Raw genomic sequence first — 10,091 nt, forward strand, 5'->3', positions numbered from 1 at the left:
CCCCCTCCGCAGCACGACGGAGACGACCCGCCCCCTGGGCGCGCGCCCCGCCACGGGCACGGCTCCGCAGCGCGTGCTGTTGGTGGATGACAGCCGCTCCATCCGCACGCTGCTGAAGATCTACCTCATGGCTCGCAACTTCGAGTTCCTCGAAGCGGAGTCCGCCGAGGAAGGCCTCAAGGTGTCGGAAGCGGAGCCGGTGGACCTGGTCCTCACGGACTTCCACATGGATGGGATGAACGGCGCGGACTTCGCCGCGCAGATTCGCGCCAGCGCCAACCCGCGTCTGGCCAAGGTGCCCATCCTGATGATGACGGGCGACCCGAACGTGGCGGAGGTGCGCGCGCTGGGTCAGAAGGCCGGCATCAGCGCCTTCGTCCGCAAGCCGGTGAGCTGCGCGCAGCTCATGACGCTGGTGGACACCATCCTCCCGCTGCCGCGCAAGTAGCGCGCCGCGCCCGTCTGGGCACCGCTTCACTCACGCCGGGTTCCGGGCCGCCGCAGCGGCGCGGGCCCGGCGTTTTCGCATGGCTTCACCCACGCGAATGGCCATCAGGAGCGCCAGCACCGCGCCGTAGATGAGCGGCTCGGTGACGTCCTTCTTCACGCGCCACACGAAGTGCACCACGCCCAGCGCCGCGGCCCCATAGGCCAGCCGGTGCAGGCGCTGCCAGCGTGGAAAGCCCAGCCGCCGCACCCACCGGTTCGTCGACGTCACGGCCAGGGGCACCAGCAGCACCAGCGCGGCGAAGCCCACGGTGATGAAGGGGCGCTCGGTGACGTCCGCCCACAGCGCGCCCCACGCCAGCCCCTGGTCCAGCACCGCGTACACGAGGAAGTGCGCCACCGCGTAGGTGAAGGCCAAGAGGCCCAGGGTGCGGCGCACGCGCGCGGGCCACGTCCACCCCGCCACCAGCCGCAGCGGCGTGCACGTCAGCGAGGCCACCAGCAGCACCAGCGTCAGCAGCCCCGTCTGGTGGAGCGCGGCTTCAATCGCGTTGGGCCCCAGCTCGCCCCGGGGCCCCTGGACGGCGAGCATCAGCAGCGGCGACAGGCCACCCACGACGAGCGCGGGGTTGAGCCAGGGATACGGAGACGAGGCCATGGCGCGGGGACTCAGTAGAACCGGCGCAGGTCCATGCCGGTGTAGAGGTGGGCCACCTGCTCCGCGTAGCCATTGAAGGGCAGCGTGGGGCGGCGCTCGAAGTCGCCGATGCGGCGCTCGCTGGCCTGGCTCCAGCGCGGATGGGGCACGGAAGGATTCACGTTGGCGTAGAAGCCATACTCGCGCGGCGCGGACAGGCGCCACGTCGTCATGGGCTCCTCCCGCGTGAGGCTGATGCGGACAATGGACTTGATGCCCTTGAATCCATACTTCCAAGGAGCCACGAGCCGCAGCGGCGCGCCGTTCTGGTTGGGCAGTTGCCGGCCGTAGAGCCCCGTGGCCAGCAGCGTGAGCGGGTTCATCGCCTCGTCCAGGCGCAGTCCTTCCGTGTACGGCCAATCCAACAGGGCGCGGCGCTGGCCCGGCATCTGCTCCGGGTCCAGCAGCGTGGTGAAGGCGACGTACTTCGCATGGCTGGTGGGCTCCACGCGCTGGAGCAGCGCCGCCAGCGGGAAGCCCAGCCACGGAATCACCATGGACCAGGCCTCCACGCAGCGCATGCGGTAGACGCGCTCCTCCAGGGAGAACCAGGACGTGAGCTGCTCCACGTCCACCGTCCGCGGTTTATGCACCTCGCCGTCGATGACGACGCTCCACGGCTTCGGCTTCAGCGTGTGCGCGAAGCGGGCCGGGTCGTTCTTGTCGAAGCCGAACTCGTAGAAGTTGTTGTAGGTGGTGACGTCCTCGTAGGGCGTGCGCGGCTCGTCCGTGTCGAAGGGGCCCATCGCCTGCGCCACCGGTTGCTCCACCAGGCCCGCGTCCGGGACGAAGCGCTCCATGGGGCGCGTCTGCTTGCGGCCCAGCAGGTGCAGCCCTCCGGCGACGGCGACGGCCGTGCCCGCGAAGAGGCCCGCGTTCTTCAGCAGCTCGCGCCGGCGCAGGTACGTCTTCTCGGGGGTGACTTCGGAGCTGGGCGGCTCAGCGGGCGGCTTGTCGCGCATGGCCCCTGTATAACGGCCCGGGCCGCCCGCGCGTTACCGGGCGGTGCCTTCCTGTCCCGGGAGCGTCCCGGTGCTCTGCGTCAGCGCGGCCTCACGGGCCCGGGCGTCCTTCAGGCGCCACAGCCGCCACCAGGGTGTGCCCGGGGACTCGTGGTGCTCCCAGTGGTAGCCGAAGAAGAAGCACGACAGCAGGGCCCACAGGTGATTGCGCGGCAACGTGCGCGCGTGGTGAGGGGCCATGTCCGGCGTCTCCGGGCGCCGGTGCGGCAGGTAGGTGCCGAAGTAGAAGAGCTGCAACGTGCCCAACACCGAGGGCAGCACCCAATAGCCGAGGATGTGTGGCTGGGAGACGCCCAGGAAGAGCAACACGTTGAACTTGGCCGCCATCACCCCAAGCTGGGGCAGCGTGGTGTAGCGGGCCATGAAGGTACCCAGCCACGGCCAGAAGGACTGGCTGTGGGTGGAAAAGTCCGGGTCCGCGTCGCTCGTGGGTCGGGCATGGTGGGCACGGTGGTTCACCACCAGCCGACGGTAGGACAGCCCCGCGAAGAGGAAGCAGGCGACCGTGCCCACGGCCTCGTTCACCCAGCGCCGGCCGGACACCGTGCCGTGCATGGCGTCGTGGCCGGTGATGAAGAGGCCCGTGCACAGCCAGGCCTGGAGAGCGACGTGCAGCCAGGTGAGCGGCTCCACCCACGGCAGCTCCGCTCGTGTCAGCGCCCAGGCAAGGTGCCCACCCCACGCGCCCATGATGATGAGCGCGATGACGACGCCCCAGGGACCGGGCGGCGCTGGACGGAGTTGGCGGGCGGAAGTCTCCATCTCACCTGCTTTCTGGCCATCGCCGGCCCGCCGCGCATGGGAAATACCCAGGCGGCGGGGCGGGGCAATGGGCCGGTGGCTACTTCTTCACGTCGCGTACCAGCTCCTCCGCGGTGACGTAGCGCGGCTCGATGTCCACCGGCACGTCCTTGAGGCGCTCCAGCACGCGCTGCACGGGCGGGCGCACCACGCCGAGCTTCGCCAGCAGCGCCTCGGCGGCCTTCCGGTCGCCGCGGCCCTGAATCTCCATGAGCTGCTTCGTCAGCGAGATGACGGCCTTCTTCATCTTCGCCGGCACCACGGAGAAAGTGCCGTCCGCGTTCACCTTCACCGCGCCGGTGTCCAGGAAGTAGTTGAGCTGCACGGCGATGCCCTTGCCGTGCGCCTCGTCCACGCCGAAGCGGATGGAGCGGAAGGCGGAGGCCAGGAACGTCGTGTACATGGTGCGCTCCAGCGACTTGTCGATGACGCCGGTGTCCACCAGGCGCTGGAGCGCCCACAGGCCGGAGATGTCCGCCTTCGCCTCTTCGATGGCGCTGGAGGCCGACTGGAGCTCCTTGCGCACGGTGGTGGCCTTGCCACCCACGGTGATGTTGCTGGGCCCCAGGCCGTGCATCAGCTCATGCATCAAGATGTGCGTGAAGAAGGCATCGAAGGAGACGTCCTTCTGGTCCGCCGGGGTGAGGGCCACCTTGGCGATGGGCAGCAGCACGCGCTCGAACTTGGCCTCCTGCACGTTCTTCAGCATCACGCGCTTGGAGCCCATCTTCTCCGACACCCGCTCGTCGTTGGGCAGGTTGAAGGCGGCCGTCTGCACGCCCCGGTTGCCGTCACCGGAGGAGAACAGGCTGTTGATGACGCGGATGGGCGCCAGCGCGCCCAGCTTCGGGTTGCGCAGCTTCGGGTCGATGGGGAGGTTGTTCTCCAGCCCCTGGAGCTGCCCGCTGAACTTCGCCAGCTTCTGCGTCTCCGCGTCGTCGCGCAGGCCCACGAAGGCCTCGAAGGCGGCCTTGTAGTTGAACCACTCGTCCTCGTAGACCTCGTAGGGCCCGATGGTGGGCTCGATGCTGGCGTCCAGCTCCATCCACGCCACCTCGCTGGCGTAGTAGTCGTTGGACAGGAACGCGTCCGCGCGCGAGGTGAGGAACGCCTTCAGCGTGGGCTGCTGGGTGAGCGCAGCGGCCTCACGCAGCAACGCGGCGGCCAGGGCCAGCTCGCCCTGGTACTCCACGCTGTAGGGCACCGTGATGAAGCGGCCATCCGTGCCGCGGCGGATGGTGGTGTAGAAGCCGGTGGCCTCCTTCTGCTGCGCCTCGGGCAGCGACTTCACCCACGCCTCCACCTCCGCCTGGGTGGCGCCAGCCGGATAGAAGTTCGCGGACGCGGGCTTGGCCGGCACGCCCGGGATGAAGGGCCGCGCCTCGTCGAGGCTGTTCCAGGGCCCCTTGTCCAACAGGAACGCCTGCAGCCGCGCGCGGCCCAGCGGCGTCGTGTCCTGGACCAGGTCCAGCAGCAGCGGCTCGTTGCCCGCCCACCGCTGACGCAGGAAGAGCGTGTCCATCAGCTTCGAGGCCTGGACAATGCGGGCCAGGGCGCGGCGCTCGGACTCCGGCAGCGCCTTCAGGTCCACCCGGAGCTCCACCGGCGCGAAGCGCGCCGTCAGGCGCTGGAGCTCCGCGGCATCCGGGAAACGGGCAGGGGGCGTCTTCTCCGCGGCGGTAGCGGCGCCCGACAGCATCGCCGCGCCGAGCAGGGACAGGAGGGTACGGTTCATGTCCCCTTCCCTACTCCAACCCGGGCCCACCCTCCCAGGGGTCCTCACATCTGAAAACCCAACGTCCCACATTTCCCCCTCATTCGCGCGCACCCGGAATGGACCACCAGCACACCCGCCCTTGAGCGGGCGGGCGGACAGTCCGGACTCGACAAGCGGTTTTCCATGGTTAAGGGAAAGCGACGCTGGCGCCCCACCGGGCGCCCCGGAGGCCCCTGTCACCATGACCGTCGAAAACGCCCCCCAGCGGGAGACCCACGCATTCCAGGCGGAAATCAATCAGCTCCTCAGCCTGGTCATCAATTCGCTCTACAGCCACAAGGAGATTTTTCTCCGCGAGCTGGTGTCCAACGCGTCCGACGCGCTCGACAAGCTCCGGTTCCGCGCGATTACGGAGCCGGAGTTGCTGGCGGACGAGCCGGCCCTGGAGCTGCGCCTCATCCCGGACGAGGCGAAGGGCACCCTCACCATCGAGGACACCGGCATCGGCATGTCGCATGACGAGCTGGTGAAGAACCTGGGCACCATCGCCCACTCCGGCTCGCGCGAGTTCATCGAGGCGCTGGCGCAGAAGGGCCAGCAGAAGGACATGCAGCTCATCGGCCAGTTCGGCGTGGGCTTCTACAGCGCCTATCTGGTCGCGGACCGCGTGGAGGTGGTCAGCCGCGCCGCCGGCCAGGGCCAGTCCGCCTGGCGGTGGACGTCGGAAGCCAAGGGCTCCTTCACGGTGGAGCCCGCCGAGCGCGCCGCGCGCGGCACCTCCATCACCCTGCACCTGAAGGAGGACCAGAAGGAGTTCCTGGGCGAGTGGCGGCTGCGGTCGCTCATCACGCAGTACTCCGACTACGTGGGCCACCCCATCAAGCTCCAGGTGAGCAAGACGACGGGGACCGGCGACGAGGCGAAGACGGAGACGTCGTTGGAGGTCGTCAACAAGGCCAGCGCCCTGTGGCAGCGCTCCAAGTCCGAAATCACGGACGAGCAGTACCAGGAGTTCTACAAGCACCTGACGCACGACTGGGAAGCGCCGCTGGCGTGGACGCACTTCAAGGCGGACGGCAACACCCAGTTCACCGGCCTGCTCTTCGTGCCCAAGCAGCCTCCGTTCGATTTGGACGCGCAGCAGCAGCGCGGGGTGCGGCTGTTCGTCAAGCGCGTGTTCATCATGGACCGCTGCGAGGAGCTGGTGCCGCAGTGGCTGCGCTTCGTGCGCGGCGTCATCGATTCGGATGACCTGCCGCTGAACGTGTCGCGCGAGCTGCTCCAGGACTCGCAGGTGGTGCGCGCCATCCGCAAGCACGTGGTGAAGAAGTCCGTGGACCTGCTGGAGAAGCTGGCCAAGGACAAGCCGGACGACTACCTCACCTTCTGGAAGGCCTTCGGCACGGTGCTGAAGGAAGGCCTGGCCACGGAGGCCGAGCAGAAGGACAAGCTGGGCGGTCTGCTGCGCTACGAGAGCTCGCGCGAGGAGGGCCTGACGTCCCTGGCGGACTACGTGGGCCGCATGAAGGAAGGCCAGGAGGCCATCTATTACGTCTACGGCGAGTCCCGGAAGGCGGTGGCGGACAGCCCCCACCTGGAGGCGCTGAAGCAGCGCGGCTTCGAGGTCCTCTACATGACGGACCCGGTGGACGAGTGGGCCGCGCAGGGCCTGCGCGAGTTCCAGGGCAAGCCGCTGGTGTCCGCGCTCCAGGCGGACCTGAAGCTCCAGTCCACGGACGAGCAGAAGAAGGAGCAGGAGCAGCACGCCGAAGGCCTGAAGACGCTCACCTCGAAGATGAAGGACGTGCTCCAGGAGTCGGTGCGCGAGGTGCGCGTGTCGGACCGCCTGACGGACTCGCCCGTGTGCCTCGTCGTGCCAGAGGGCGGCTCGCCGGCCTACCTGGAGCGCCTGCTCCAGCAGCGCGGCCGGGGCGCGGGCATGCCGCGCGTGAAGCGCATCCTGGAAGTGAATCCGAAGCACCCCGTCATCGAGCACCTGAAGGCCGTGCATGACCGCGACCCGGCCGCGGCCCAGGTGGCGGAGTGGATTGAGCTGCTCCACGACCAGGCGCTGCTCACCGAGGGCAGCACCATCGCCGACCCCAACCGCTTCGCCCGCCGCATGACGGGGCTGTTGACGCAGGTGGCGGCCCTGGCGGCGGCGCCCGCGCCAGCGCAGACCCCCGCCTCGGCGACGGCGAGCTGAGACGCCGTCACCCACGCCCCCTCTCCCTTCGAGAGGGGGCGCCCGCAGCCCGGGCGAGCGCCTGGTGCGCCCGGCTGCTTCGGGGAGGCCCCGGACCCGGGGAATGCCCGACCCGGGACGGGGGTATCGGCTTCCCCGGGGCGCGTCGGCTATCGTCCCTCGGAATATCGAGGGGAGTCCGACGACATGAAGCGAGTGGTTCTGGGGTTGTTCGCAGCCGTGGTCCTCCATGCGTGCGCAGCGCACGAAAAGACGGGAGACCGCGCCGCGGCCGTAGGGGATTGGAAGGCCGCGTATGCGTCCTACCGGCAAGCGCTGACCAGCGAGCCGGACAGCCCCGAAATCAAACTCAAGTTCGACACCGCCCGCACCAAGGCGCTCCAGGATGCGCAGCAGCGGGCGCAGACGTGCGCGCAGGTGAATGACTGGGGCTGTGCGCTCGCCGAGTCCGACTTCGCCCTGTCCGTGGAGCCGGGCAACGCGGAGATTGCGTCGTTCCGCGCGAACGCGGCACAGCAGGTGGCGATGGGCCAGTTGGACACGGCCGTCCAGCAGGCGCAGCAGGGGCAGTACGCGGAGGCCGCCTCGCTGATGGACCGGGCGCTGCAGTTGTCCCCGGCGCCCGAGGTCAGGACGCACGCGGAGGACGTGCGGCGCATCATCACCACCCAGGGGCGTGCCCAGGCAGACCGGTACCTGCACGAGGGCAACTTCATCGCGGCCCACGAGCTGGCGCAGTTGGTGCTGAGTCTGGACGCCTCCGCATCGGCGTGGGCGCAGAACATCGCCGCGGAGTACGAGCACTTCATCACCGAGGAGGTCGAGCGGCTGTCGCGCGAGGGTGACGCCGCGCGGGCGCAGCGTGACTGGGGGCGCGCGCAGCAGAGCTACGGCGCCGCGCTGAGCCTGCGGCAGGGTGGCCGGGCCGCGCCGCTGGAGGCGTACGTGCGCCACATGGCCCTCGCCGACCAGCGCATCGCGGGCCGCGACTGGAACGGGGCGGCGGATGCCTACCATGTCGCGCTGCGCACGGGTCAGGACGACGGATATGCCAACCACCAGTTGGAGCGGGTGCAACTGCGGCCCTACCGCGTCGTGCTGCGCTCGGTGCTGGTGACGCCGGGCCGGCCGGATGGCCGGGCCTGGGTGGGCGCGTCGAACGACATCTTCACGCGGCTGGCCAACCGGCTGACCCAGACGGCCCGGCAGCGTGGAATGACGGACCTGGTGAAGGACCTGGCCATGAGCATTCCGCATGAGAATCGCCCGAGGCTGCGCATCGAGGTCCACCATCCGGATGGCATGCACCTGACGACGCAGGGGCGTGACGGCATCTACACGGCGTATGACGCGGAGTTCGTCGCTGTCGCCAATGCCTTCGACGACCGGCGGGTCGGCTTCCAGGTGTACATGGACGGGCCGAACGGGAGCGAGCTGCTCGGCTCGGTAGACGTGCCCATGCGCGAGCTGGTGGAGCACCGCGAGGTGTCGCTGGAGGGCCGCTCGGTCATCGCGCTGATGCTGAGCACCGGCGGTGACGGCCGTCAGCCGGGCCCTTACGCCGGCATGGCGCACGTGCTGCCGCCGCCTCCGCCCGGTACGCCGCCGCCGGGCCGCGGCCACGCCGCCACGCCGATTCCCTGACGTCCCGAGGGGCCGGGAGCACGGCTTCCGGCCTCCAGACACGGTGTCACCACGCCCGGAGCATCGTTCCGGGCGTGGGCAACGAGCAGATGCCCACCCGCGCCCCGAACGCCTCTTAGCGCGGCAGGCGGAGCCGGAACGTAGAGCCCGTGCCGACGACGCTCTCCACCTCGATGTCCCCCCCGTGCGCCCGGGCAATCCGGCGGGACACGGAGAGCCCCAGCCCCACGCCGGGGATGTCCTTCGCCGCGGTCCGGCTGCGCTTGAACGGCTCGAAGAGGGTGCCCAGGTCGTCGGGCGGAATCCCCACGCCTTCATCCGTCACGGACACCGACACGTCGCGCTCCGAGGACTCCAGCCGCAGCGACACCACCCCACCCTCGGGCGAGTACTTGATGGCGTTGCTCACCAGGTTGGTGAGCACCTGCGACAGCCGCGTCGAATCACACCGCCAGGGCACGGGCGAGTCCGGCACGGAGTACTCCAGCCGGTGATGCTCACTGGACGGCCGGTGGAGCTCCACCACCTCCTCCACCAACGCGCGCAAGTCACACTCCTCCAGCCGCAGCTCCAGGTTCCCCGCCTCGATGCGCGTCCGGTCCAGCAGATCGCCCACCATGCGCTCCAACCGGTCCACCTGGTTGGAGATGCGCACCAGCGAATCGCGCACCTTCTCCGGCGGAGGCGCCGTCTTGGCCCGCAGCAGCATCTGCGCCGACAGCTTCAGTGCGTTGAGCGGCGTGCGCAGGTCGTGCGCCACGCCCGCGAGGAACTGGAGCTGCCGCGCGTCCTGACTGGCGACGGTCTCCGCCATGTCGTTGAACTCCGCGCCAATCTCCTGGAGCTCCGGCGGCCCCGCGCGCGCCACCCGGGATTCACGCCGGCCTGACTTGAACGCACTCAACGCGCGGCGGATGGCCACCAGCGGCCGGTAGATGCTCGTCTGCGCGATGGCGAGGAACAGCACCACGCCCGTCAGCACCGACACCGCGAGCAACGTTCCAAGGAGCCGCCCCGTTCTCCGCACGGCGGTCGCCTCGTCGCGAGCCATGCGCGCCCGCGCGATGCTGGAGTCCATCACCGCCCGCGTCGCATCCACCGCCTGCGCCAACCGCCGCCGCCGGTCCGGCTCCGGCGCATTGAGGTAGGCCTCGACGCTCGCGCGGGAAGCCGCCACCAGCCCGCGCTCCGCCTCCGTCTCCGTGTACATCTCGACATGGGCCAGCCGCTCTGGCACCTCGCGCACCAGCGCGTCCACCCCGACGGGCGGCCCGATGTCCGTGGGCCCGATACCTTCCACTTCGTGAGCGTACTGGAGCAGCAGCAAGGTGAATTCCAGCTCGGCCGCCGCGCGCACCCGCTCCGCCGCGTCGATGAGGCTGGTGGTCTGCCGCTGCAGCAGGGTGGTCATCCAGAAGAGTCCACCCGCGGACCCCAGCCCCAGAACCGCAAGGAGTACCGCTCCGAGGGTGAGGAAGGTCCGCAACCGCATCACGCCCTCCAGGGGAAAGCACCACCCTACCTGATGCGTGGCGCGAACGGGCATCCCACCCCGCC

General features: G+C 69.6%; 8 protein-coding genes. 3 read left to right on the top strand and 5 right to left on the bottom strand.

The window, feature by feature from the left end:
* On the top strand, window positions 1-448 hold a 448-nt coding region (locus FMQ63_RS35970), incomplete at its 5' end, for a response regulator (RefSeq protein ID WP_141276999.1).
* Window positions 449-478: 30 nt separating this feature from the next.
* On the opposite strand, the gene FMQ63_RS35975 is transcribed toward FMQ63_RS35970, so the two are convergent.
* From FMQ63_RS35975 to FMQ63_RS35990, 4 genes are all read right to left on the bottom strand, one after another.
* Complete coding sequence (locus tag FMQ63_RS35975; RefSeq protein ID WP_011555996.1) at window positions 479-1,105, bottom strand: sulfite oxidase heme-binding subunit YedZ; 627 nt, start codon at window positions 1,103-1,105, stop codon at window positions 479-481.
* A gap of 11 nt (window positions 1,106-1,116) precedes the next feature.
* Complete coding sequence (gene msrP / locus FMQ63_RS35980; RefSeq protein WP_011555997.1) at window positions 1,117-2,106, bottom strand: protein-methionine-sulfoxide reductase catalytic subunit MsrP; 990 nt, start codon at window positions 2,104-2,106, stop codon at window positions 1,117-1,119.
* Window positions 2,107-2,139: 33 nt separating this feature from the next.
* On the bottom strand, window positions 2,140-2,928 hold the full coding sequence (locus FMQ63_RS35985; RefSeq protein WP_011555998.1) for a fatty acid desaturase: 789 nt from the start codon (window positions 2,926-2,928) through the stop codon (window positions 2,140-2,142).
* Between the two features lie 79 nt (window positions 2,929-3,007).
* Complete coding sequence (locus FMQ63_RS35990; protein WP_026114257.1) at window positions 3,008-4,702, bottom strand: DNA mismatch repair protein MutT; 1,695 nt, start codon at window positions 4,700-4,702, stop codon at window positions 3,008-3,010.
* 223 nt (window positions 4,703-4,925) lie between these two features.
* Here FMQ63_RS35990 and htpG point away from each other — a divergent pair, with 223 nt between their 5' ends.
* Window positions 4,926-6,890 carry a molecular chaperone HtpG gene (gene htpG, locus FMQ63_RS35995; RefSeq protein ID WP_011556000.1) on the top strand — a complete coding sequence of 655 codons (1,965 nt, stop codon included), beginning with the start codon at window positions 4,926-4,928 and terminating at the stop codon, window positions 6,888-6,890.
* A gap of 186 nt (window positions 6,891-7,076) precedes the next feature.
* On the top strand, window positions 7,077-8,534 hold the full coding sequence (locus FMQ63_RS36000) for a hypothetical protein (protein WP_011556001.1): 1,458 nt from the start codon (window positions 7,077-7,079) through the stop codon (window positions 8,532-8,534).
* Window positions 8,535-8,649: 115 nt separating this feature from the next.
* Here the strand turns inward: FMQ63_RS36000 and FMQ63_RS36005 are convergent.
* Window positions 8,650-10,091 (bottom strand): HAMP domain-containing sensor histidine kinase (locus FMQ63_RS36005; RefSeq protein WP_228556560.1); only part of this gene is annotated, 1,442 nt, incomplete at its 5' end.

It is taken from the genome of Myxococcus sp. CA005, from assembly GCF_006518205.1.
GTDB classification, from domain to species: Bacteria; Myxococcota; Myxococcia; order Myxococcales; family Myxococcaceae; genus Myxococcus; species Myxococcus xanthus.

What these genes read in the sequence shown, in the direction of transcription:
- FMQ63_RS35975 (WP_011555996.1), bottom strand. Translation starts at nt 1,105, where the DNA reads ATGGCCTCGTCTCCGTATCCCTGGCTCAACCCCGCGCTCGTCGTGGGT.
- msrP (WP_011555997.1), bottom strand. Translation starts at nt 2,106, where the DNA reads ATGCGCGACAAGCCGCCCGCTGAGCCGCCCAGCTCCGAAGTCACCCCC.
- FMQ63_RS35985 (WP_011555998.1), bottom strand. Translation starts at nt 2,928, where the DNA reads ATGGAGACTTCCGCCCGCCAACTCCGTCCAGCGCCGCCCGGTCCCTGG.
- FMQ63_RS35990 (WP_026114257.1), bottom strand. Translation starts at nt 4,702, where the DNA reads ATGAACCGTACCCTCCTGTCCCTGCTCGGCGCGGCGATGCTGTCGGGC.
- htpG (WP_011556000.1), top strand. Translation starts at nt 4,926, where the DNA reads ATGACCGTCGAAAACGCCCCCCAGCGGGAGACCCACGCATTCCAGGCG.
- FMQ63_RS36000 (WP_011556001.1), top strand. Translation starts at nt 7,077, where the DNA reads ATGAAGCGAGTGGTTCTGGGGTTGTTCGCAGCCGTGGTCCTCCATGCG.